Origin of the sequence: Paenimyroides ummariense (genome assembly GCF_900115115.1) — a bacterium.
Lineage (GTDB): Bacteria > Bacteroidota > Bacteroidia > Flavobacteriales > Flavobacteriaceae > Flavobacterium > Flavobacterium ummariense.
Genome location: NZ_FOVI01000008.1, coordinates 98,467 through 123,883, shown reverse-complemented (window position 1 = coordinate 123,883; position 25,417 = coordinate 98,467). Strand labels below are relative to the sequence as shown.

22 protein-coding genes and 1 other RNA gene are annotated in these 25,417 nt (G+C 34.3%); 13 read left to right on the top strand and 10 right to left on the bottom strand.

The features are described from left to right. Positions 1-72: 72 nt before the first annotated feature. Positions 73-738: a YceI family protein gene (locus tag BM253_RS07960; protein WP_091521920.1), complete on the bottom strand. Its 666-nt coding sequence runs from the start codon at positions 736-738 to the stop codon at positions 73-75. 175 nt (positions 739-913) lie between these two features. On the opposite strand from BM253_RS07960, the gene BM253_RS07955 reads away from it, so the two are divergent. The 6 genes from BM253_RS07955 (at position 914) to BM253_RS07930 (ending at position 6,745) form a co-directional block, all read left to right on the top strand. Continuing rightward, positions 914-1,450 carry a nucleotide exchange factor GrpE gene (locus BM253_RS07955; protein WP_091521918.1) on the top strand — a complete coding sequence of 179 codons (537 nt, stop codon included), beginning with the start codon at positions 914-916 and terminating at the stop codon, positions 1,448-1,450. A gap of 9 nt (positions 1,451-1,459) precedes the next feature. Next, positions 1,460-2,578 (top strand): molecular chaperone DnaJ, encoded by a 1,119-nt coding sequence (dnaJ, locus tag BM253_RS07950; RefSeq protein WP_091521916.1) that lies wholly within the window; start codon positions 1,460-1,462, stop codon positions 2,576-2,578. A gap of 150 nt (positions 2,579-2,728) precedes the next feature. Further along, positions 2,729-3,652, top strand: a complete 924-nt coding sequence (locus BM253_RS07945; RefSeq protein WP_091521913.1) for an ABC transporter ATP-binding protein — start codon at positions 2,729-2,731, stop codon at positions 3,650-3,652. Continuing rightward, positions 3,652-4,941: an ABC transporter permease gene (locus BM253_RS07940; protein WP_091521911.1), complete on the top strand. Its 1,290-nt coding sequence runs from the start codon at positions 3,652-3,654 to the stop codon at positions 4,939-4,941. Before BM253_RS07945 ends, BM253_RS07940 begins: the two co-directional genes overlap by 1 nt. Positions 4,942-4,943: 2 nt before the next feature. Continuing rightward, positions 4,944-6,107 carry a sigma-54-dependent transcriptional regulator gene (locus BM253_RS07935; protein ID WP_091521909.1) on the top strand — a complete coding sequence of 388 codons (1,164 nt, stop codon included), beginning with the start codon at positions 4,944-4,946 and terminating at the stop codon, positions 6,105-6,107. Between the two features lie 5 nt (positions 6,108-6,112). Beyond that, complete coding sequence (locus tag BM253_RS07930) at positions 6,113-6,745, top strand: DEAD/DEAH box helicase (protein WP_091521907.1); 633 nt, start codon at positions 6,113-6,115, stop codon at positions 6,743-6,745. 50 nt (positions 6,746-6,795) lie between these two features. Here BM253_RS07930 and rny read toward each other — a convergent pair whose 3' ends face one another. The 4 genes from rny to BM253_RS07910 form a co-directional block, all read right to left on the bottom strand. After that, positions 6,796-8,361: a ribonuclease Y gene (rny, locus tag BM253_RS07925; protein WP_091521906.1), complete on the bottom strand. Its 1,566-nt coding sequence runs from the start codon at positions 8,359-8,361 to the stop codon at positions 6,796-6,798. A gap of 48 nt (positions 8,362-8,409) precedes the next feature. Next, a non-coding RNA gene (ssrS, locus tag BM253_RS07920) (6S RNA) lies at positions 8,410-8,516 on the bottom strand. Between the two features lie 53 nt (positions 8,517-8,569). Beyond that, positions 8,570-8,872, bottom strand: a complete 303-nt coding sequence (locus BM253_RS07915; RefSeq protein ID WP_091521903.1) for a cell division protein ZapA — start codon at positions 8,870-8,872, stop codon at positions 8,570-8,572. Positions 8,873-8,878: 6 nt separating this feature from the next. After that, positions 8,879-9,175 (bottom strand): hypothetical protein, encoded by a 297-nt coding sequence (locus BM253_RS07910; protein WP_091521901.1) that lies wholly within the window; start codon positions 9,173-9,175, stop codon positions 8,879-8,881. A gap of 158 nt (positions 9,176-9,333) precedes the next feature. On the opposite strand from BM253_RS07910, the gene BM253_RS07905 reads away from it, so the two are divergent. From BM253_RS07905 to BM253_RS07890, 4 genes are all read left to right on the top strand, one after another. Further along, a complete protein-coding gene (locus tag BM253_RS07905) occupies positions 9,334-11,004 on the top strand; it encodes a M23 family metallopeptidase (RefSeq protein WP_091521899.1) in 1,671 nt (556 codons plus the stop codon). Between the two features lie 10 nt (positions 11,005-11,014). Further along, positions 11,015-13,474 carry a TonB-dependent receptor gene (locus BM253_RS07900; RefSeq protein ID WP_245758472.1) on the top strand — a complete coding sequence of 820 codons (2,460 nt, stop codon included), beginning with the start codon at positions 11,015-11,017 and terminating at the stop codon, positions 13,472-13,474. Positions 13,475-13,514: 40 nt separating this feature from the next. Continuing rightward, a complete protein-coding gene (locus BM253_RS07895; RefSeq protein WP_091521896.1) occupies positions 13,515-14,237 on the top strand; it encodes a hypothetical protein in 723 nt (240 codons plus the stop codon). Between the two features lie 126 nt (positions 14,238-14,363). Further along, positions 14,364-14,984, top strand: a complete 621-nt coding sequence (locus BM253_RS07890; RefSeq protein WP_091521895.1) for an outer membrane beta-barrel protein — start codon at positions 14,364-14,366, stop codon at positions 14,982-14,984. Between the two features lie 207 nt (positions 14,985-15,191). On the opposite strand, the gene BM253_RS07885 is transcribed toward BM253_RS07890, so the two are convergent. From BM253_RS07885 to BM253_RS07875, 3 genes are all read right to left on the bottom strand, one after another. Further along, the gene (locus BM253_RS07885; protein ID WP_091521892.1) at positions 15,192-16,418 is read right to left on the bottom strand and encodes an MFS transporter; all 1,227 of its coding nucleotides are present in this window, start codon (positions 16,416-16,418) and stop codon (positions 15,192-15,194) included. A 34-nt stretch (positions 16,419-16,452) separates the two neighbouring features. Beyond that, entirely contained in the window at positions 16,453-18,924 is a 2,472-nt protein-coding gene (locus BM253_RS07880; protein ID WP_091521890.1) for a hybrid sensor histidine kinase/response regulator, read from the bottom strand. Positions 18,925-19,003: 79 nt separating this feature from the next. Next, positions 19,004-20,143 carry an acyl-CoA dehydrogenase family protein gene (locus BM253_RS07875; protein WP_091521888.1) on the bottom strand — a complete coding sequence of 380 codons (1,140 nt, stop codon included), beginning with the start codon at positions 20,141-20,143 and terminating at the stop codon, positions 19,004-19,006. 93 nt (positions 20,144-20,236) lie between these two features. Between BM253_RS07875 and BM253_RS07870 the strand changes: the two genes are divergently transcribed. The 3 genes from BM253_RS07870 (at position 20,237) to BM253_RS07860 (ending at position 23,590) form a co-directional block, all read left to right on the top strand. Next, positions 20,237-21,325, top strand: coding sequence for an anhydro-N-acetylmuramic acid kinase (locus BM253_RS07870; protein ID WP_091521884.1), 1,089 nt, complete (start codon positions 20,237-20,239; stop codon positions 21,323-21,325). A gap of 52 nt (positions 21,326-21,377) precedes the next feature. Continuing rightward, positions 21,378-22,604, top strand: a complete 1,227-nt coding sequence (locus tag BM253_RS07865; protein ID WP_091521881.1) for a Glu/Leu/Phe/Val dehydrogenase dimerization domain-containing protein — start codon at positions 21,378-21,380, stop codon at positions 22,602-22,604. 104 nt (positions 22,605-22,708) lie between these two features. Beyond that, positions 22,709-23,590: an energy transducer TonB gene (locus BM253_RS07860; RefSeq protein ID WP_245758471.1), complete on the top strand. Its 882-nt coding sequence runs from the start codon at positions 22,709-22,711 to the stop codon at positions 23,588-23,590. Between the two features lie 52 nt (positions 23,591-23,642). Here the strand turns inward: BM253_RS07860 and BM253_RS07855 are convergent, their stop codons facing one another. Both BM253_RS07855 and BM253_RS07850 read right to left on the bottom strand, forming a co-directional pair. Further along, the gene (locus tag BM253_RS07855) at positions 23,643-24,290 is read right to left on the bottom strand and encodes an NAD(P)H-binding protein (protein ID WP_091521877.1); all 648 of its coding nucleotides are present in this window, start codon (positions 24,288-24,290) and stop codon (positions 23,643-23,645) included. A 69-nt stretch (positions 24,291-24,359) separates the two neighbouring features. After that, the gene (locus BM253_RS07850) at positions 24,360-25,382 is read right to left on the bottom strand and encodes a cytochrome-c peroxidase (RefSeq protein ID WP_091521874.1); all 1,023 of its coding nucleotides are present in this window, start codon (positions 25,380-25,382) and stop codon (positions 24,360-24,362) included. Positions 25,383-25,417 lie beyond the last annotated feature (35 nt).

Genomic DNA, 25,417 nt, shown 5'->3' with positions numbered 1-25,417 from the left:
TTCTTATCAATATATCACAAAAAAATCCCGAAATTTAATTTCGGGATTTTTATTTAAGCTATATAAAATTGATTATTTTGTTGCTTTAACAGAAATTTTCAATTTAATGTTATCGTTAATAACTTTATCACCAGCTAAATCTTTAACAACAGATCCAGAGTTGTAGTTAACAGCGAATTTAGTTCTGTCAATTTCAAACTCGTCAGAAGCTACAGTAACATCAGCATCAGTAACGGTAATCGTAGCAGGGAATTTAATTCCGTGAGTTGCTTCTTTAATAGTTAAGTTACCTTCAACCATTTGTTTTCCGTTTTCTTCAGTAACTTTTGTAATTTCAAAAGAAGCCGTTGGGAATTTAGATACATTAAAGAAATGGTCTGCATTTTCAGCAGTAGCACCTTTTAAGTGACCTTCTAAACCAGCTTTCATTTCAGCATCAGTAATATCGGTAACAACAATAGAATTCATATCAATTGTAAATTTACCACCAGTTACAGCGTTGTTAGTTACAAAAACCTGACCGTCTTTTAAAGCGATTGTTCCAGTGTGTTGATCACCAGAAACTTTTCCACCAATCCAGTCAATTTTAGATTCCGCAACGTTTGCGTTATATGTTACAGCGTTTGCTGTTTCTGTAGTTGTTCCAACTGTATCAGTTTCGGCAGTTGTGTTTTCTTTTTTACATGCAGTTAATGATAAAGCTGCTAAAGCAACTAATGCAAATACATTTTTTTTCATAATTAAAAATAATTTATTTATGCAAATATATTTAAAATCTAATATCAAAAAACGAAAAATGGGCAACAGCGAAATTTCTTAATATAGATTAATTCTAACTTTACTGCCAATTTGTCTAAAATATAAGAATGGCTTCACTTTTGTTAATTAGTGATTAAGTTAAACATCGATAAAAATGGAAAACGAAGAATTAAAAGATCAAGATATACAGCAAAATGCTGAACAAGAGATAGATAATCAAGGTATAGAAACAGCAGATCAATTAACTGAAAAAGAACAGTTAGAAGAGCAATTGGCGAATGAAAAAGACAAGTTCTTAAGATTGTTTGCCGAGTTTGAGAACTTTAGAAAGAGAACTGCACGCGAACGTATTGAATTGTTTGCTACTGCGAATGAAGACGTTATGAAAAGCGTTTTACCGGTTTTAGATGATTTTGACAGAGCCATTGCACAAATGGAAACATTGGGTGAAAGTGAGCATCTGACAGGTTTTAATTTAATATCAACCAAATTGCGTGACAATTTGTCGGCAAAAGGTTTAAGTTTGGTAGAAATTAATAAAGGCGATACATTTGATGCAGATATTGCCGAAGCTATAACGCAAATTCCTGCAGGCGACGAGTTTAAAGGAAAAGTTTTTGATGTTGTAGAAAAAGGATATAAGTTAGGCGATAAAATTATTCGTTTCCCAAAAGTTGTTATCGGTCAATAAGAAACCAAAATGAAGAAAGATTATTACGAAATATTAGGTATAGATAAAAGTGCCGATGCCGGTGCGATAAAAAAAGCGTATCGTAAAAAAGCTATTGAATTTCACCCTGATAAAAATCCGGGCGATAAAGAAGCCGAAGAAAACTTTAAATTGGCTGCAGAAGCTTACGAAGTTTTAAGCGATGCCGATAAAAAAGCACGTTACGATCAGTACGGTCACGCAGCATTTGAAGGCGGTGGTGGTTTTGGCGGTCACGGCGGTTTTAACAACATGGAAGATATTTTTAGTCAGTTTGGCGATATCTTCGGTGGTGGTTTTGGTGGCTTCGGCGGATTTGGCGGCGGTGGCGGTCCACGTCGCGTAAAAGGTTCCAACCTACGTATTAAAGTAAAACTTACTTTAGAAGATATAGCTAACGGCGTAGAAAAAAAGGTAAAAGTTAAACGTAAAATGCAGGCGAGTGGCGTAACCTACAAAACCTGTAATACTTGTAATGGTTCGGGGCAGGTAATGCGTGTGCAAAATACCATTTTGGGTCGTATGCAAACCTCTTCGCCTTGTCCAACCTGTCAGGGTTCAGGACAAATTTTAGATCACAAACCACAAGGAGCTGATGCAGAGGGAATGATCATTTCAGAAGAGACCGTTTCAATTAAAATTCCGGCTGGAGTTTCAGACGGTATTCAGTTGAAAGTTTCTGGTAAAGGAAATGATGCACCTGGTGCAAACAGTATTCCTGGCGATTTAATTGTTGTGATCGAAGAAATTGAGCACGAATTTTTAAAACGCGAAGGTGAAAATATTCATTATGATTTATATTTGAATATTGCCGATGCTGCTTTGGGCGGATCTAAAGAAGTTGATACGGTTAATGGGAAAGTTCGAATTAAAATTGAAGAAGGAATTCAATCCGGAAAAATTTTACGCTTAAAAGGTAAAGGTTTGCCAAGCTTAAATGGCTACGGAAACGGCGATTTCCTAATCCACATCAACGTTTGGACACCTAAAAAATTAACAAAAGAACAGAAAGATTTCTTCGAAAAAATGAAGGAAGACGACAATTTTATACCACATCCTCAAAAAGGAGATAAAAGTTTTTTTGAAAAAGTAAAAGAAATGTTTTCGTAATACAAAAAAACTTTGTAAGTTTGTATTACACTTATAAAACGGTGGATTTTCTTTTTCATAGCAATTTTTCCCATCCTTGTTTGTAAAAACAAGGATGGGTTTTTTTTAACTACTTTGTATCTTTGTAACTATTTTATTTAGTTTAAAACTATGAAACCAATATTACAGGTAAATAATGTTGTAAAAAAGTATGGCGACAAAACCGCTTTAAACAACATATCTTTAGCCATTCCGCAAGGCAGCGTTTTTGGTCTGTTGGGACCAAACGGTGCGGGTAAAACTTCCTTAATTCGTATTATTAACCAAATAACTTTTCCCGATAGTGGCACCATTTTGTTAGATGGTGAAAAGTTGAGTCCTCATCATGTAAAACATATCGGTTACATGCCCGAAGAACGCGGTTTGTACAAAAGTATGAAAGTGGGCGAGCAGGCGTTGTATCTTGCTCAACTGAAAGGGATTTCTAAAGACGAAGCCAAAAAACAATTGAAATATTGGTTTGATAAGCTGGAAATCGGTGATTGGTGGAACAAAAAAATTCAGGAATTATCAAAAGGAATGGCGCAAAAAATTCAGTTTGTGGTAACCGTTCTGCATCAACCTAAATTATTGATTTTCGATGAACCTTTTTCAGGTTTCGATCCCGTTAATGCAAATATCATAAAAGACGAAATTTTAGAGTTGAAGCAAAAAGGCAGTACTATTATTTTCTCAACACACCGTATGGAAAGTGTTGAAGAAATGTGCGATGAAATTGCCTTAATTCATAAATCTAATAAATTGTTAGATGGATCTTTGGTCGATATCAAAAAAGAATATCGTTCAAATACCTTCGATTTAGGCATAAATGCTATGAATCCAAATCAATTGAAAGATTTCTTAAATGCTAAATATCAAATCGAAGATACTTTTTTCAAATCGTTAGATAATGAATTAAAATTATCTGTAAAACTAGAAGAAAGATCAGCCAACGAATTGTTGAACGATGTACTTCCGTTTGGTCAGGTAACGCATTTTTCTGAAAAAATCCCGAGCATCAACGACATTTTTATTCAAACTGTAACCAATAACTAATGGGCGTTTTATCTTTAATTATAAAAAGAGAATTTATTTCTAAAGTTCGAAATAAATCATTTATCGTAATGACCTTTGTTAGTCCGATTATTTTTGTGGCAGTTGCAGCATTGATCGGCTACTTAAGTTCCATGAAAACCGAAGTAAAACATATAGGTATTCACGACGAAAGCGGAATGTTTGTCAATGAATTTAAAAATTCCGAAAGTTATAAATACCATGATGTTTCTAAAATCGATCCAAAAATTTTAAAGGATAGCGTTTCGCAGGCAAATTATGAGGGCGTGTTGTTTATTCCAGAGAAAGATAATTTAAAAGATTACGAAAAATCGATCGAATATGTATCAGAAGACAGTCCAAGTTTAGGATTCATCGCCAATACAGAATCTAAATTATCAGAAAAATTACTGCGTAAAAATTTAACCAATCAGGGTGTTGATACCGTTTTGCTTGATAAATCTAAAATCGATGTTACCATGCATCTAACAAAAGCATCGGGCGAAGAAACGGTTAAAGGTCTAAATGAAATGAAAGTTGGTGTTGGATCTGTTTTTGGATATTTAATTATGATGTTCATTATTATTTACGGAAACATGGTAATGCGCAGCGTGATCGAAGAAAAAACTAGTCGAATTATAGAAATTATCATTTCTTCCATAAAACCAATCCAATTAATGATGGGGAAAATCATCGGAACCACTTTAGCTGGAATATTACAGTTCGTTATATGGGCAATTGTAGGAATGATTTTATTGGTAATTGCAAATTTAGTTTTCGGTTTAAATACATCAACACCATCTACAGAAATGGCTATCGAATCGGCTAAATTGGTAGATATTAAACTTTATTTTACAGAGTTTTTAAAACTTCCGTTATTAAGTATGGCAGTTTATTTCTTAATTTATTTTATTGGCGGATACTTTTTATATAGCTCATTGTATGCAGCAATTGGTGCTGCGGTTGATAATGAAACCGATACACAGCAGTTTATGTTTCCTGTAATTATGCCGTTAATGTTGGGCGTTTACATTGGTTTTTTCACAGTAATGAACGAACCACACGGAACCGTAGCAACAATTTTTTCTATGATTCCGTTTACATCGCCTATAGTAATGTTAATGCGCATTCCGTTTGGCGTGCCGTTTTACGAAATTGCACTTTCAATTGCACTTTTATTTGCTACCTTTATAGCTATTGTTTGGGTAGCATCAAAAATTTACCGCGTAGGTATTTTAATGTACGGCAAAAAAACAACTTGGAAAGAACTTATAAAATGGCTTAAATATTAAATATGGCTAAAATTTTAATTATAGAAGACGAAGCTTCAATCCGCAGAGTATTATCAAAAATATTGGCAGAAGAAAACGATCAATACAGTGTTTCTGAAGCAGCCGATGGAGAAGAAGGTTTAGAAAAAATAAAAAACGATGATTTTGATTTAGTGATTTGCGATATAAAAATGCCTAAAAAAGACGGCGAAGAAGTACTGCAAGAGGCTAAAAAAATCAAACCCGAAACGCCTTTTATTATGATTTCTGGTCATGGCGATTTAGAAACTGCGGTGAATACCATGCGTTTAGGTGCTTTTGATTACATATCGAAACCGCCCGATTTAAACCGATTGTTGACAACCGTTCGCAATGCGTTAGATAATAAATTATTGGTTGTAGAAAACAAACGTTTAAAAAAGAAGGTAAGTAAAAACTATCAAATGATTGGTGAAAGCGAACCTATTCAGCAAATCAAAGACATGGTTGATAAAGTTGCCGAAACCGATGCACGCGTGTTGATTACCGGACCAAACGGAACAGGTAAAGAATTGGTTGCGCATAACTTGCACGAAAAAAGTAATCGAGCACAATTTCCTTTGATCGAAGTAAACTGTGCGGCAATTCCTTCTGAATTAATCGAAAGTGAATTGTTTGGTCACGTAAAAGGAGCGTTTACATCAGCTGTTAAAGATCGTGCAGGAAAGTTTGAAGCTGCCGATAAAGGAACAATCTTTTTAGATGAAATTGGGGATATGAGTTTGGCTGCACAGGCAAAAGTTTTGCGTGCGTTACAAGAAAGCATGATTACAAGGGTAGGAGCCGATAAAGATATTAAAGTTGATGTTCGTGTGATTGCAGCAACCAATAAAGATTTACGTAAAGAAATTGAAGAAGGCAGATTCCGTGAAGATTTGTACCATCGTTTGGCTGTTATTTTGATTAAAGTTCCGGCATTGAATGATCGCAGAGAGGATATTCCATTATTGATTGAACATTTTGCAAAGAAAATTAGTGAAGAAAACGGAAGTGCACAAAAATCATTTTCTGCCGATGCCATTAATCTTTTAAAAGAATACGATTGGACAGGAAATATTCGTGAATTGCGAAATGTGGTTGAACGCTTGATCATTTTAGGCGGAAAAGAAATTTCAAAATCCGATGTAGAATTATTCGCTTCAAAATAAACAAGATGAATTTAAAAAAGATAAATCCAAAATTACAACAAGCTTTAATCGAAAATGGTTTAACCGAAGCTCCGAATGTTATTGAAGAAGCTTTTGGGACCATAAAATCTGGTAACGATGTGGTGCTGATTATAGAAGATCAAAAAGAAAGAGAAGAAACAATTGCTGTTTCGGTAATTCAACGTTTAGAAAAAGCCTTTATGTTGTCTCCCCGAGCTTTAATTATTGTAGAAGATAAACCACAAGCATTGCAAATGGAATTGGTCTTTAAAGAACTGGCAAAATATACCGATTTGCGTATTTTTATGACGCACGATAAAACTGATTTAGATGAAGATAAAAACCAAATTTCTGTCGGCATTGATGTGTTGATAGGAACACCTGAGCGTTTGAGTTTTATGTTTGGTAATGCCGGTTTTGATGTAAATCAACTAAAAATGCTGGTTATTAACAATGCCGATGAACTGTTGCGATTACGCCACGATACACGTTTACACCGTTTGTCTGAAAGTATCGGGAAAACGCAACGTTTATATGTATCTGAACAAGAAACCGAACGTTTGGAAATATTTGTAGATAAAACCATGTTAGACAGTTATTGGTTTTCAGACGAGGAATATTTAGACGAAGAAGAATAAAAAAACAGAGCTTAAAGCTCTGTTTCTTTTTATAATAAACTTTGATTATATTATTTAGCAATATTTACTGCTCTTGTTTCTCTAATCACAGTAATTTTAACCTGACCTGGATACGTCATTTCGGTTTGAATTTTCTGTGAAATCTGGAACGATAAGTTAGATGCTAATTCATCTGAAACTTTTTCGCAATCTACAATAACACGTAATTCTCTACCAGCTTGGATTGCGTAAGCATTTTTAACGCCACCAAAACCGTAAGCAATATCTTCTAAATCTTTTAAACGCTGAATGTACGAATCTAAAACTTGTCTACGTGCACCTGGTCTTGCTCCTGAAATAGCATCGCAAACCTGAATGATTGGTGATATTAAAGAATTCATCTCAATTTCATCGTGGTGAGCACCAATGGCATTACAAACTTCTGGTTTTTCACCATGTTTTTCTGCCAACTGCATACCTAATAATGCGTGTGGTAAATCACTTTCTGTATCAGGCACTTTACCAATATCGTGTAATAAACCTGCGCGTTTTGCTAATTTTACGTTTAAACCTAATTCGGCAGCCATTAAACCACAAAGTCTTGCAACTTCACGAGAGTGGTGTAATAAGTTTTGACCGTATGATGAACGGTATTTCATACGTCCAACCATCTTGATTAATTCCGGGTGTAAACCGTGAATACCTAAATCAATAACGGTACGCTTACCAGTTTCAACAATTTCTTCGTCGATCTGTTTTGCTGTTTTAGCAACAACTTCTTCAATTCTTGCAGGGTGAATACGTCCGTCTGTTACCAATCTGTGTAATGACAAACGTGCAATTTCACGTCTTACAGGATCAAAACATGAAAGGATAATAGCTTCTGGAGTATCATCAACAATAATTTCAACACCTGTTGCCGCTTCTAAAGCACGAATATTACGACCTTCACGACCAATGATACGTCCTTTTACATCGTCTGATTCAATATTAAAAACAGATACACAGTTCTCTATAGCTTCTTCCGTACCAACACGCTGAATGGTGTTAATAATGATTTTACGAGCTTCTTGCTGAGCCGTCATTTTAGCTTCTTCAACAGTATCCTGTATATAAGCCATTGCTTGTGTTTTAGCCTCGGCTTTTAAACTGTCAACCAATTGTAATTTCGCTTCATCTGCAGTTAAACCGGCAATTTGCTCTAATTTTTCAACCTGAACACGGTGTAATTTCTCGGTTTCTTCTTGTTTTTTCTCTAAAGATTCTAATTTTGCTTCGTAATCTTTAACTGTTTTTTCGCTTTCTTCGGCTGCTTTTTTCGCACGGTTTAATTCGCTTGAAACTTGTGATTCTTTATCACGTGTACGTTTTTCGGCTTCTGCCATTTTTTTATCTCTCGATAAAATAATTTGTTCGTGTTCTGCTTTTAACTCAATGAACTTTTCTTTTGCCTGAAGAATTTTATCTTTTTTAATAGTTTCTCCCTCTGCTCGTGCATCTTTTAAAATTACTTTAGCCTCGCTGTTTGCGTTTTTAAGTATAGATGATGCGTTGTTTTTTTCAAGGTATTTTGCAATGGCAAAACCAATTCCCGCACCCACTATAATTGCGCAAATAATAAATATTGCTGTTTCCATTCGTGTGTAAATAGTTAATAAAAAAAGCCCACATTAGAAGAGTTGCATAAACTCTGGAAAACAAGTTTTGAGTTATCTTGCCGTTCAAGGATCCATTCAAAGATGGCTTGCTTTAGTGGCAATGGTTCACCCATTTTAATTTGTTAGTGTTGAGTTTATCAAACAGTAGCTAATGTGAGCAGTATTTTTTAGCCTTAAATTAAAGCTGTTATTTTATATGATATTTTAATAAAATATGATCTAAACCTTTATTAAATTCAATTAGTTTTTCTTTAGAATTATCTAAACCTTCTTCGTTTTGTATTCTGTTTTGTTCTACTTGCGATGCAAACTGTAAAGCACAAAAGGCTAAAACATCTTGCTTGTCTCGCATTTCAAAATTTTCTTCGAGCTGTAAGGTCATCGTTTCTATTTTTTTTACTGCAGCGCGTATTCCTTCTTCTTGTTCCGGATTAACGGTTAAAGGGTAAACCCTGTCTGCAATAGAAACTTTTATCTTTAATTTTTCCATAAACAATTAATCTATTTTTGTTAATTGTGATATGCAATGATCTATTTCCCGAACTAATGAATTTATCTTTAGTTTTGTTTCTTTTTTAAAATCTTCACTGCCCAATAACGCATTTGCCATTTTTAAATTTTCATATTGTTTTTCTAATTCAATATGTTTTTGTTGCAAAATTGTCTGCTGTGTCTGGTATTGTAAAAGTTCACTTTTTAACTGATTATTCTCTTTTACAACTTTTTCCAAATGCTGTATCAATTTGTTTAACTTCGTTTCAATCGATAAAGTGATATCACTTAGTTTTTCCATTATTCAGCACTTAAATAATTATACAAATTTACTATTCTTTCATCGAAAATAAAAAAAAAAAATGAAATATCCGTGGTTTATTTGTTTTAATTTAATTCTGTATTTTTAAATTAGATAATTAAATTTTTGTTATCTTCTTCTTTATTAAAAAATTAAGTATGATTTACAGATTAATTTGTTTGTTGTTGATGGGTATAAATTGCTTTGCACAGCAAAAAAATATTCCGGAGTTCGATATTCCTATTAAAATTCCATTGCTAGTTGCAGGCAGTTTTGGCGAATTGCGTCCGAATCATTTTCACGCGGGTGTTGATTTTACTGCAAATTACAAAATTGGCGATCCTATTTACGCACCTGCCGATGGCGTTGTAAATCGATTGAAAGTAAGCAGCTTTGGTTATGGAAAAGCACTTTACGTAAAACATAATAATGGCTACACCACTGTTTATGGACATTTAAGTGCTTATGGCGACAAAATTGCTAACTATGTGAACGAAAAACATTACGAAAATAAAAAGTTCGAAATGGAATTATTTCCCCTTACAAACGAACTTCCTGTTAAAAAAGGCGATATTATTGGATACATTGGTAACACCGGCGGATCTGGCGGACCACATTTGCATTATGAAATTCGCGATACCAAAACCGAGCATATTTTAAACCCAATTGCTGTTTCTTTAAAAGATAAAATTACCGACACCGAACAGGCAATTATTAATGGTGTTTACGTGTATCCGTTAACAGATGAAACAATAATTAATAACGAAAATTCGTTTTTTGAAGTAGCTTTAAATAAGGTAAATAATACGTATAACAGCGAAACTATTCAGGCAAAAGGATCAATTGGTTTCGGAATTAACACGCACGATACACAAAATGGAAGTCGCGGTAAAAACGGAATCTATAAAATTGTGACTTATTTGAATGGATCGAAATATTTTGAAGTGGTTTTTGATGAATTTTCGTTTGATGAATCTAAATACCTTAATCAGTATATCGATTATAAATATTATCAATTGACAGAAAATCGAATTCAAAAATTATTCGTTATTAACGATTTGCCTTTAAGTTTAATCAAAACAAAAAAGAATAACGGACATATAAATGTAGAGGAAAACTCAGATTTCAATTTTAAAATAGAAGTTTTAGATGCACACGACAATAAACAAACCATAAATATTCCTATTAAATATTCCGATTATCAAACTGTAGAAAAACCAAAACCAGCAGGTAAGTATATCGATTATTTAAAAGACTATGCGTTTGAAGATAAAAATGTTTCGGTTGAATGGGATGCGCGTACTTTTTTTGAAGACGTTTATTTAAAAATGGATTTTGCAGAAAATATGCTTGTTTTGCATAAGGACGAATATCCGGTTCAGAAAAATATCAGCATAAAAATGATTGTTCCAGATGATTACCCCAACAAAGACAAAACGTTTATAGGAAAAACCGATGGTAAAAAAATCAAGTTTTTTGATAGTTGGAAGCGCGATAATGATTTTAGAATTCGAACAAAAGAATTGGGAACATACAAATTGGTACAAGATACAGAAGATCCCATTGTTAGTTTCACAAGCAGTCAAAGTGAATTTACGGCAGATGATGTTTTGGTGTTTGAAATTGAAGACAAGCTATCGGGAATTGATACTTACAACGGATATTTAAATAACGAGTGGATTTTATTTGATTACGATTACAAAACAAAGAAATTAATTCATAAATTAAGCGATAAAAAATTTACAGCCGGTACCAATACTTTACGATTAGAAGTTACCGACCGTGTTGGAAATAATACTACATTTGAACAAACTATAGTTGTTAACTAAATAAAATATTTTGAACAAAAGCATATATGTTTTTTCGGCTTTTATAATCTCTGCATTTGGGTTCGCGCAAACGGCTCAAATTAAGGGTGTTGTATTAAACGAACAAGATTCTCCCGTACAAAATGTGCTGGTACAGGCACAAGATAGGCAGGTTTACACCAACGCCAACGGATTTTATTTTTTAGAAGTTTCTCCGTCAGATCAAATTACCATAAAATTTCAGGCAGATGCTTACCAAACGGTTACCTATACAGAATCGTTAAAAGAAAATCAGTCTTTTGAGCTGAATATCCGTTTAAGCGATCATTCTGAAGAATTGAAAGAGCTGGTTATCGATAAAAATCTACAGCAACGGTTTGAAGGAACAACCATTATTTCGCCCGATGTTATCCGTAGAATTCCTGGTGCAAATGCCGGTGTAGAGAATATATTGAAAACACTTCCAGGCGTTTATTCTAATAATGAACTTTCATCTGGATATAATGTACGTGGAGGTAACTTTGATGAAAACATGGTCTATGTAAATGAAATAGAGGTATATCGACCTTTTTTGATTCGATCTGGTCAGCAAGAAGGTTTAAGTTTTACCAATAATTCAATGACCGAGAAAGTCGATTTTTCATCCGGTGGATTTCAAGCAAAATATGGCGATAAAATGTCGTCAGTGTTAGATATTACCTATCGCAAACCAAAACAATTCGGCGGTCAGTTAGATGCCAGTATTTTAGGTGGCGGTGTTACGGTTGATTTGGCATCGAAAGATCAAAAATGGACCGCAATTACCGGTTTCAGATACAGAAATAATGCGTTACTGGTAAATTCGCAAGATGTTGAAGTAGATTATAAACCGCGTTATTTAGATGCGCAATCGTTAATAACTTTTCAACCGTCGGCAAAATGGGAGTGGAGTTTGCTTTTAAATGCATCATCTAATGTGTACGAATATACACCGCTGGTTAAACGCACAAAATTCGGAACCATTGGCGATTCTAAAGAAATGTCGGTTTATTACGAAGGTTCAGAAATAGATAAATACCAAACATATTTCGGAGCATTTAAAGGTATTTTTAAACCTAATTTAGAAAACAGTTATAAAATAATTGCATCGGCTTATCATACAAAAGAAGAAGAATATTACGATATTTTAGGTCAGTACAATTTAGGAAACGTGAGTGGCGATTTAGGAGGAAATGCAGGAGAAGTAGAATATACCGTTGGTTTAGGTTCGCAGTTGAATCACGGTAGAAATAATTACGATGCCTTAATTGTGAGTGCCGAAGTTAAAGGGCAACATAAACTAGACGAAAATGAAATAGAGTGGGGCGTGCGTTATGTTAGCGAAGATATTCGCGACCGTTTAGTTGAGTGGGAAGTGGTAGATTCGGCAGGATTTTCGTTGGCACATCCGTATTTTTCAACACCAAACAATCAGCCTTACGAACCTTATCAAGGCGAATTATTACCTTATCAGAATGTTCGTGCGACAAATTTTGTAAAGATTAACCGTTTAAACGGATTTGCACAGTGGAGCAGACGTGGAGCAATCGGCGAGCACGAAACGTTTGTTAATGTCGGAGCAAGAGCGCATTATTGGAATGTTGGTGCAGAAGGATACGAAACATCAAACGCGCAATTTATTATCAGTCCACGAGCGCAATTTGCCATTAAACCTAATTGGGAAAATACCGATATGGTGTTTCGTTTGTCGGGTGGTTTGTATCATCAGCCGCCAAGTTATCGTGAATTACGTGCCATGGATGGATCGATAAATCCAAACGTAAAAGCACAGCAGTCAATACATATCGCTTTATCGAACGATTATAGTTTCAAAATAAAAAACACACCGTTTAAGTTGTTTACCGAATTGTATTATAAAGACTTATCAAACGTAAATACTTATACTTTGGAGAATGTTAGAATAAGATACAGAGCCGATAATAATGCCGAAGCCTATGTTTATGGTGCCGATATGCGTATGAATGGAGAAATTGTTCCTGGAATTGAATCGTGGTTTTCTGTAGGGTATTTAAAAACCGAAGAAAATTATAATAACAAAGGATTTATTGCCCGCCCAACCGATCAGCGTTTAAAGTTAGGATTGATGTTTCAAGATTACATGCCAACAATTCCTAATTTAAAATTGTATTTAAACTTGGTGTACAATACGCCGTTACCGGGCGGATCGCCATCGTATGTTGATCCATATCAATATCAGTTGCGATTAAAAAATTATATGAGAGCCGATGCCGGATTCTCGTACATTTTCAAGGATCAAACGTTCAAATCAGAAAAAAGATGGTTAAAACCGTTTGAAGAAATGTCGGTAGGTTTTGAAATTTACAACCTGTTTAACAACGAAAACGCCATTACAAATACGTGGGTTCGCGATGTTTATGAGAAAAAAATGTACGCCATTCCAAACCGAATGACCATGCGTACCTTTAATTTAAAACTAAATATGCGTTGGTAAACGTGAAATTCGTTATATTTGAATGAAGATTTAAAAGCTTATGAAATCGTACATAGCCCTTTTAGCAGTTAGTTTGGTAGCCGTTGTTTCTTGTAAAAAAGAAACCGAGACGCCAAAAGTAATTTACGAAAACGAAAAAAACACCGCCGAAGTTAATTATCAGAAAATTGATTCTACCGAAATTAAAATTGCCGATTTACCTATAAAATTTAGCGGTACCAATTACCTATTGCATCCAATTGGGAATGTTCGTGTATATAATACGGGATCGTCACGATCGGGAAGTTCAAAAATAAATAATCAGGTTAGTTATAAAATATCCAATTATTCTACTCCTGAAATTACCGGTTTTATCACAAACGTAATGTTTCAGCACAAAGATTCGTTAGATTTAAAACCACTGACAGAAAATAGAATGGAAATTTTGTCGATCAATTATTTAGACGAATTGGCATTAAAAACAAACAAACAGTTTTTGGTGTACACTTTGGTAGATGTTGATACCAATAAGGATGGAAGGTATGACGATAACGATATTAAAACGTTGTACATCTCTAAAATCAACGGAACAAAATTCACAAAACTTACCCCCGATTTGCACGAGTTGTTAGATTGGCAGGTGATTGATGAGAAATTGTATTTCAGATCGATAGAAGATATCAACAAAAATGGAGAATTCGATTCTAAAGATGCTGTTCATTATTCTTCTATAAACTTATTAAGCGAAGATTGGAAACCAGAACCGTATAATCCCTTAAAATAGAACCTTGATTATCAAGGTTTTTTTTATGAAATTGTTAATCTTTGCGATTAATGCAAATAAATTACATTTTAAATACTAAAAATTGTAAATTGTGCGTTTAAATGATTTAATCAAAAACAAAAGTTCATGAAAAGAAATTTTAAAGGTCTTTTAGCCATTGCTTGTTTAACATTTGCAGGTATAAATGTGCAAGCTCAGGCACAAACACAAGGTAGTGTATTCGATAATTTAAGTGTTGAAGCGCAATATGGATTAAACTCTGCATTAAGTCCAAACGAAGGAATTACAACAAGCGATTATAGCGGATTTAACTTTTTCCAATTAGGTCTTAATTACCACCTTAATGATGTTTGGGGAGTTCGCGGAACCTTTGCAAGCTCAAACTTTAAGCATAAAGATGTAGAAGATCATGGTGTAAAGTACAGCAGATTAATGTTAGAAGCTACTTATAATATTTTTGCAGCTGTTAACGGCGGAATGATGCAGCCTTTTGATGTTACCGCACATGCAGGTTTTGGTTTGGCTTCAGGTAAAAGTGAATTAGGAGGTGATAATGATTTGGCAGGTGTTGCACAAATTGGTATCATGCCAAAATACAACTTTACTTCTCAGTTTTCTGTATTTATCGATGGAACTTTTGTAAACCAATTCAGTCAGGATTACGGTTTTAACGGTGGCGCTATTAAACAAGGATCAGGAAGTTACTTTAATGTAGGTTTAGGTGTTCAGTATAAGTTTAAAAAGTAATTAAAATATATATTAAAAAAAAGGGATTGTTTTAAACAATCCCTTTTTTATTTCTTCTCGTTTTTAGGAAGATATTCGTTGGTTTTCTTTGAAGCAGTAAATTTTTTATAGCCAAATAAAGCCAAAACAATAGCAGCCATTGCTAAATATACATATTGCATAATACTTAATTTTGTAAAACAAATGTAGTATATTTTAAAACAGCTTTTACAAATTTTTGTTTTTTGATAAGTTCATTAATGCAGGTGTACAAAAAGAACAGATGCCTATTAAAATAATTACCAATCCAAGTATAATAAAAGTGTGATTAATTCCTATAAAATCGGCAATAAAACCTGTGAACAGTAATCCGATGATTGATGGAAGCACCGAAAAACTGTAATACAAAGAAAAAACACGACCTAACATATTGTGCTGAATTTCCTCTTGAATGATCGTTGTAAAACTGGCGTTATAAAGTGATGCGGAAATTCCACCGATTGCCGTTAAGATTACAAAAAACACAAACTGATTTGCCGATAACCAGCCCGACCAAGCAAACGTAACGCCAATAATTATGTGCATGAAGTTGATAATAATTACTTTGCTTATTGTTGGTTTCCAAATTCCTAACAAACCGCCGCCTACTAACATTCCCACGCCCCAAATGATTTCAATAATACTTATTTCGAATTTATCGCCTTTAAAATGATTGATCGTTAGCAACGGAAAAAGCACTGCAACCGGCATAATACAGAATAACCCCACGATGGAATATAAAAACAGATACCATAAACCTTTGTTGCGCGTAATTTCGTAAAAAGCCGTTTTCATATCGTTCCAGATATTACGGAAACTCGCAGCCGTTTTTTCATCGGGAATAGTATTGGGAATGTAAATAAACAACAGCGAAATAATGGCAAATGCTGCTCCGAAAATATCTAAAAGCAACACGTTACCAATAGATAACATACCAATGGCAAAAGCTCCTAAAGCCGGACCTGCGATTCCCGAAACCGATTGAATAATCTGGTTGATACCTGCGATACGCAATAATTCTGATTGTGGTGCCAATAACGGAATCGAAGCCTGCATGGCGGGCATGTGAAAGGCAGATCCTACCGATCGCAACCCCAGCATTACGTATATAAGCGGTAAACTTTCGTATCCGAAATAAAAACTTATCGACATAGATAATGTGCACAAAGCAACAAAACCATCGGCAAAAATCATGGTCTTTTTTCTATCCCAACGATCAATATAAACTCCCGCAAACGGACCAATCAATGCTTGCGGTAAAAGTGCTGCAATAGCAGCAAAAGCCAATACTTCGGCTGATTCTGTTTTTAAACTCAACCAAATAATTATGGCAAAATTTACGGCAGAACTACTTATTAAAGAAATAAACTGACCAATCCACAGAATGGTAAATTTTCTTTTCCAATTAGTATCCATAACAATAAATGAGTGTTTTATGTTTTGTAAGTTCTTAAACGATTACTTTTTCTATTTCTTTGATTATTGATGGTGTTTTTTCGCTAATTTCCAAAATTGTTTTCTGCATTTCTTCGGTAGATAAATCGGATGTTTTTTGTTCCAGAAGAATTAATTTATCTACAATTTCGTTTATTTTTAACTGACGGAACATGGGCAGCATTTTATGTGCGGTTTGTTTCACGGTTTCAATATCATTATTGGCGAACGAATTGTTTAAAACTTCGATATCGGCTTTAGAACTTGTAAAAAAAGATTCAACAATAAGCTTAACGGCTTCTTTGTCATTTTCCAACAAATTAAATAAATCGGTTAAATCAAAATCATCATAATTTAATTTCATAGTCGGAATATTTTGAGTTGCAGTTATTGCTGGTTCTTTCGTTTTAATACGCAAAATCTTATAAATGGTATTGTATAATGTATTGATATTTAATGGTTTTCTCATATAATGATTAAAACCAAGCTTTTTGTATTCATGTTCGTCAAAATCAATTTTTCCGGTTAGCGCAATTACAGGCGTATCTTTATAATTTTCTAATGATCGAATATCTTCTATCACTTTCAGTCCGCTGTAAAAAGGCATTTGCATATCGGTAATAATTAACTGATATTGTTCTTGTTGCAGAATTTCTTTTGCAAGCGCGCCGTTTTCTAAAGTGGTTAGCTTTTTAACTTTATTACCAAAAATTTCTTCGATTAATTTCAATTGCAGCTGATCATCATCAATAATCAAAATCTTTTTGTTTTCTAATTTCTTGGCATTATCATACTCGTAATCGGCTTCTTTCACCGATTCTGGATCTTCTTCAAAATGTTTTAACGGAATGGTAATATAAAAAATGGTTCCTTTATTGTATTCACTTTCAAAATGGATAGATCCATTTAATAACCCAACCAAACGTTTGGTAATATTAAGCCCTAAGCCAGATCCACCATAACTTTCGTTATTGTTATGCGCCTGTACAAATTCTACAAACAAATCGTCTTTATTTTCAATTTTAATTCCAATTCCGGTGTCGGTAATCTTAATAATTGCCAAATTATTATCTAAATTGGCATCAACACGAACTTCGCCTTTATGTGTGAATTTTATGGCGTTAGAAATTACGTTGGTTAAAATCTGCTGAATTCTAAAGGCATCAGAATTAAAATCTGCATTTAGTTTTTCATCGATATTAAATACCAGATCAATTTGCTTTTTATCGGCACTGTTTCTAAGGTTGTTTGATATGTTTTGAAGCAAATCGTTAAAGTTGAATTTTCCGGTTTTGATCTTAATTTTGTTATATTCCAAATTCGAAAACAATGAAAGATCATCCACCATTTTCTTGATGTATTTTGTTGATTGAATGATGTTTTTAAGGAATTCTTTCTGTTTTGCCGTTTTAAGAGTGTTTTGCAAAAGTGCCGAAAAACCAAGTAACGAATTTATGGGCGAAACCATATCGTGCGAAATAGTTGCCATAAAAAAGCTTTTTTGTTTCATTAAATCCTGCATATCTTGATTTAATTTTTCGAGCTTTTGCTTGTTTAAAGCCGATTTGTTCAAATCACGCAGAATGATGAAACCAAAAAACAATGCGATTACCGAAATTATGATCCCGATTTTGGCAATATTATTACTAACCTTATCTATTACATTTTTGCTTGATTCGTATTTGGTGTTCGATGATTCTACGACAATTTTCTCAACTTCAGACAATAGATCGCGCAAACGATTGCTTAATTCCTGATTTCTTTTAATCAATAACGCTTCTTTGTCGTAATATCTTTTCAGTAATTTTAATTCGTTTTTCTTTGCTGCCGAGAAGATATTTTCTGTTGCTTCATTTATTTTTTGTTGATTTTCTTTTTGAATTGCTTCTTGTTCTTGTTTAATTTTAGCATTTTGACTATCTAATCTTTCTTGGTTTTCTTGATCTTTATTTTTTATAGATCCAAATACCCGACCAAAAAAATTTGTTTTTTCTACAACTGTATCAATTTTTACAATTTTTTGATCTGATTCGTTATGTATGGTTTGTATTTGATTTTTAGCTTCATTATAAATATCAAAATTGATGTATTTTGATTGAACATCTAAAACCTGATCAAAAGTTAAACTTTTTAGATTTATAATGCTGGTAATCGTATCTAATTTGTTTTTAAGGGTTTCGTTTTGAATATTATCTGTTTTTAAAACATTTATTCTTAAAATTAACGAATCTAACTGATTGTGATATACTTTCGCCGCTTTTTTATCGTAAGAAAGTAGCGCCAACCTGCCCGAGTTTTCAGTCGCATACAAATCGCTTACAATAGTACCTAATTCAATAATTTTGGTGTTTTCGGTTAAAAGATCGTCTTTAGAAACATTAAGGTTTTTAACTTCACGCAATATATAAAGGATCGATAAACTGAAAATACCAATTAAAAATATATATCCTAAGGTAAGTTTTACTTTTAAATTCTGCTCGGTTGTCATAGATCAAATTTTTTACTAAAATAAAAAAAGACTACCGAAAACGATAGCCTTTTTATGTTTTGATATTATAAAGTTGCTATTATTTAGCAATTCCTCTTGAAATTACAATTTTTTGGATTTCTGAAGTTCCTTCGTAAATCTGAGTGATTTTTGCATCACGCATCATACGTTCTACGTGGTATTCGCTTACATAACCGTTACCTCCGTGAATTTGAACTGCTTCAACCGTAGTATCCATAGCTGTTTGCGATGCAAATAATTTTGCCATTGCTCCAGAAATAGAAATATCTTCGCCATTGTCTTTTTCAGACGCTGCTTTCATACACAACATACGTGCTGCTGTAATGTTCACCGCCATATCTGCCAATTTAAAAGCAATTGCTTGGTGGTTAATGATTTCTGTTTTAAATGCTTTACGTTCTTTAGCATATTTTAAAGCCAATTCGTAAGCACCTTGCGCAATACCTAATGCTTGTGATGCAATACCGATACGTCCACCGTTTAAAACATTCATAGCAAAAGCAAAACCAAAGCCGTCTTCGCCAATTCTGTTTTCTTTAGGAACTTTAACATCGGTAAACATTAAAGAATGCGTATCACTTCCGCGAATTCCCATTTTCTTTTCTTTAGGGCCAATTTCAAAACCAGCCCATCCTTTTTCAACAATAAAAGCGTTGATACCTTTATGTCCTTTTTCTGGGTGCGTGTGTGCAATAACCAAGTAAGTTGATGCGGTGCTACCGTTTGTAATCCAGTTTTTAGTACCGTTTAACAAATAGTGGTCTCCCATATCAACCGCAGTTGTTTTTTGCGATGTAGCATCAGATCCTGCTTCTGGTTCAGATAAACAGAAAGCGCCGATTACTTCACCAGATGCCAATGGCACCAAATATTTTTGTTTTTGTTCTTCTGAACAGTATTTTTCCATTCCCGCACAAACCAACGAGTTGTTAACAGACATAACAACCGCTGCCGATGCATCAACTTTAGCAATTTCTTCCATTGCCAAAACATAAGAAACACTGTCTAAACCAGCGCCACCATATTTTGGGTCAACCATCATTCCTAAAAATCCAAGCTCACCCATTTTTTTTACTGCATCAGCAGGAAATTTAGAGTGCTCGTCACGTTCAATAACTCCAGGTAATAATTCAGTTTGAGCGAAATCACGAGCAGCTTGTTGAATCATTAATTGCTCTTCAGTTAATTTAAAATCCATCTATTAATATTGTTTTTATAAACACGTTAATTTTTCGCTCCAAATATAATTGAATATTGCGAATTTTTCAAAAAATATCTTTAATTTTAATTTATGAATACAGAAAAATTTAAAGTGCTTGGTGTAATGTCAGGTACTTCTTTAGACGGAATTGATTGTGCCGTTGTAGAATTTACAAAGAATAAAGGTGTTTGGAGTTTTGACTTTATTTCAGGAAAAACAACGGCTTATTCTAAAGATTGGCAACATAAATTACAGCATGCCATTCATCTTTCTGATACCGATTTACATCTTTTAAATATTGAATACACGTATTTTTTAGCCGAATTTTTAGCTGATTTTATTACAGATAATAATTTGACTGATCTGGATTTCATTTCATCGCACGGACATACGGTTTTACATCAACCCGAAAATGGAATTACCCTGCAAATTGGAAATTTACCGACTGTTACCGATATGCTTTCGTTGCCTTTTGTGTGCGATTTCCGTGTGCAGGACGTTAAGTTAGGCGGACAAGGAGCTCCGTTGGTTCCTATAGGCGATCGTTTACTTTTTGCTGATTATGATTATTGTTTGAATTTAGGTGGATTTTCTAATATTTCTTTTGAAGAAAATAAGGAACGAATTGCGTTTGATATTTGTCCGGTTAATACTTTGTTGAATCACTTCGCAAAAAAATTAGGTAAAGATTTTGATGAAAGTGGAAATTTCGCAGCACAAGGAACTATAAATCAAGATTTGTTAAATGATTTGAACAATCTATCGTTCTACAATCAGCAAGGTCCAAAATCATTAGGAATAGAACAAGTAAATGCTGTTTATCTTCCACTGATCGAAAAATATCAATTAACCGCGCAAGATCATTTGGCAACCGTAACAGAACATATCGCTTATCAAATAGCATCAATCCTAAAAAAATCAAATTCAAAATTATTGGTAACAGGCGGCGGCGCATTCAACGAACACCTTATTAATAGGTTAAAGTTTTACGCACCAAATACAACCGTTGTGTTAGGGTCTAAAGAATTAATTGAATTTAAAGAAGCTGTAATTTTTGCTTTTTTGGGTGTGTTGCGTGTTACAAATACAGATAATGTGCTGAGCAGTGTTACGGGTGCATCAAAAAATCATTGTTCGGGTACTATATTTAATAAGGAATTATTAAGAACTAATTGCTAAATTGATTTGTAATGAATTATATTTGTGCAGAAAATAAAAAGTAATCAATATAATGAAAGATTTATTAAAGAAATTCGAAGATAAAAAACCAGAAGTTGTTTTTCATTGGTCTGATTCTGAAACAGAAGCAGAAGGGTGGACAGTAATTAATTCATTGCGTGGCGGTGCTGCAGGTGGTGGTACGCGTATGCGTAAAGGATTAGATATGAACGAGGTTTTGTCTTTGGCTAAAACTATGGAAGTGAAATTTACCGTTGCAGGTCCGGCTATTGGTGGTGCAAAATCTGGTATTAATTTCGATCCTGCTGATCCGCGTAAAGAAGGTGTTTTACGTCGTTGGTACAAAGCGGTTTTTCCTTTATTGAAAAATTATTACGGAACAGGTGGCGATTTAAATGTTGATGAAATTCACGAAGTAATCCCAATGACTGAAGATTGTGGTTTATGGCATCCGCAAGAAGGGGTGTTCAACGGACATTTTAAACCAACCGAAGCAGAAAAAATCAACCGTATTGGGCAGTTACGTCAAGGTGTTTTAATGGAAGTTGTAAATCCTGCGTACACGCCAGATGTTGCTAAAAAAATTACCGTTGCCGATTTAATTACAGGTTACGGTGTTGCCGAAGCTGTAAATCATTACTACAATATTTACGGCGGTAACGTAAACGGTAAAAAAGTTATTGTTCAAGGATTTGGTAACGTAGGTGCAGCAGCAGCTTATTACTTTGCACAAATGGGTGCTAAAGTTGTTGGTATTATTGACCGCAACGGTGGTATTATGAAAGCGGAAGGATATTCTTTCGAGGAAATCAAAACCTTATTCTTAAACAAAAATGGAAATACGTTGGTTGCAGATAACATGATTCCTTTTGCAGAAATTAACGAGAAAATCTGGAGTATGGGTGCTGAAGTATTCGCACCTTGTGCAGCTTCACGTTTAATTACAAAAGAACAGGTTGATGCAATGATTAATGCCGGATTAGAAGTTATTTCTTGCGGAGCGAACGTTCCTTTTGCAGATAAAGAAATTTTCTTTGGTCCAATTATGGAATATGTTGATTCTAAAATCAGTTTAATTCCAGATTTCATTTCGAACTGTGGTATGGCACGCGTTTTTGCTTACTTCATGGAAAGCAGAGTTGAAATGAACGATGCTAAAGTTTTCGAAGATACATCGAACATCATTAAAAAAGCGTTAGAAAAAGCACACGCGTTGAATTCATCTAAAACAGATATTTCTGCAGCAGCTTTTGAAACCGCTTTAAAACAATTAGTGTAGTTTCAACACAATATATACATTAAAGCAAGTAGAAATACTTGCTTTTTTTATACAACTAAATAAAAAATGTATATTTACCTAAAATTTAAGCTTTATTAGAAAATATGATGATGCAGTTTACAAACGAAGAAAAAAAATCAATGGCAATAACAACAGCAGTAGTTGGAGTTTTGTTGATGATTTTAATATTTATACGTTTTGCAAATTCTGTTGCTATATCTGAATTAGCAGGCGGTGGCGGTGGCGGAGTCGAAATTAATTTTGGAGACAGCGATTTGGGTATGGGTCCCGATTTTACAAGCGAAGTATTAAATGTTACCGAAGCTAATAAAAAATCGGCAGCAGCCCGTGAACCCGAAGTTGAAGACGAAATTTTAGCGCAAGAAAATACCAAAGACGTTCGCGATTATACAGTGGTTAAGAAAACGACTAGCACAAAAGATAAACCTAAAACCATTACAAAACCTGTAAAAGAACAACCAAAAACACGTCAGGTTTCCGATTTTGTTAAGAATGCAGCATCAAGCTTGAACGGAAATAAATCGGGTGGCGATGGTAATGACGGCGTTGCAGGTAATAAAGGTAGAAAAGACGGATCGTTAAATTCTAACAATTATTATGGAGATGGAGGTTCTGGTGGTGGAACAGGCGGCGGTCACGGAACAGGAAGTGGTACGGGAATTGGTGCGGGATCTGGATCTGGAACAGGTGGTGGAAACGGTTATTCGTTATCGGGTAGAAAAGCAACATCACGCCCAACACCACAAAACAACTGTAACGAAGCAGGAACGATCGTAGTTCGTGTAGTGGTTGACAGAAATGGAAATGTAATTAGTGCAACACCAGGAATTAAAGGAACTACAAACAGTTCAAGCTGTTTAAAAAATATTGCAAAAGATGCCGCAATGCGTACCAAATGGGAACCAAAGTCATCAGCCGCAGCAGAACAGATTGGAAGTATTGTTTACAACTTTAAATTGAATTGAAAATATAAAACCTCAAATGTTATGTTTGAGGTTTTTTGGTTAATAAGCGGTATTAATTGATACCTAATTTATAAATATCATTCAGTTTTATAACATCATATGAATTTGTCTGATTCTTGGCGGCATTAATCATTGCTTGTGCTAAAACGTCAGTCGATAATGGTTTATGTTTTTTAAAAAGACCTATCGTATTCATAAATCGAAGAATTTTTTCCATAACAACTTCTCCTGATCGGTCGGTATTTTTACGTTGTAGCATACCCGGATTAAAAATGGTTGTTTTTTGAAATTGAAGAACTTGTACAGCTTCTTCCAATTCGCCTTTAATTCGGGAATAAAAAATACTCGATTTTGAATTGGCTCCGTACGATGAAACCAAAATAAAATGCGCTACATTATTGTCTTTCGCTGCTTTCGCAAAATTGTACTGATAATCATAATCAACTTTTCGCTGTGCTTCTTTGCTTCCCGCAGCTTTCAAAGTAGTTCCCAAACACGAAAATGCGACATCGCCTTTTACAAGATGTTCCCATTCTTCAGGTCGATCAAAATTTACCACATGAACCTTTAACTTATCGTTTGTAAGCGCAATTGGTTTGCGCACAAAAATAGTTACTTCATCAAAAGTTGTATCGTTGAGTAATTTTTCCAACAAATCTGTTCCGGTGGCACCAGTTGCACCAATAAGCAATGCTTTCATATAATTTTTATCTTGATCTAAATTTACAAACTTCTTTGCGATTTGTCACAAGCATCAGTTACATTAATTTTAATCACGACCGGTAAATTCGTTATCGCTCAAGGTTTTCATAAAAGCAATAAGATATTCTTTTTCATCTTCGGTAAGCGGAATTCTGTTATCGTTTTCTTTAAAAATAGGATCCAGATTATCAGCAGATAAAACGCCGTTATCAAAATAATCCAACACCTCTTTCAACGTTGCAAATTGACCAAAACTGCCGTAAGGTGCGGTATATTCCACATTTCGTAGTGATGGAACTCGAAAACTCATAAAATCTTCGGGTTTTCCGGTTACACGAGCTCTTCCGGCTTCGTTAGAATTTGTATTTATAGGAAAACCAATGTTTCTGAAACTTTGATCGGTAAATAATTCGCCACTATGACAACTAGCACATTTCTGCTGAAAAATTTCATAACCTTTTGCTTCACTTTCTGTAAATGTTTCGCTTTTGTTTCGAATCACTCGGTCGTATTTGGTGTTTGCCGAAATCAGCGTGTATTCGTATTGCACAATGCTTCGGTAAATACGTTCGGCAGTAATGTTTTCATCGCCAAATGCTTTTTTAAACAGTTCTTTGTACTGCAAATCATCTTTTATTTTACCGATTACTTCCAAAATTGACGAATCCATTTCCTCATGAGTTACAATAGGAAAAATAGGCTGACTTTCCAGATTCAGTTTGCTTCCGTCCCAATTAAAAAACTTCATAAACGCAAGGTTTTGAATAGGAGGCGTGTTACGCAAACCAATTCTGCCTTCAATTCCTATGGCTTGAATGTTGGTATCAGCAAAAGCATTCGATTGTATATGGCAACTGGCACACGAAACGGAATTGTTGGCGCTGAATCTTTTATCGTTAAATAGTAATTTGCCTAATTCAACACCGTATTTGGTGGGTTTGTTTGTATAGATGGAAGAATTCGGCTGTGGAAATCCATCGGGAATATCAAAAGCTATTTCCGGATTTTCGTAAACAATCGGTTCATAATCGTTTGTTGAACAAGCAGACAAAGTCAGTATCAGAATTAAAAATAAAAAGATTTTTTTCATTTTAAAAAAGATAAATTAAAGCCGTTGACTTAGCA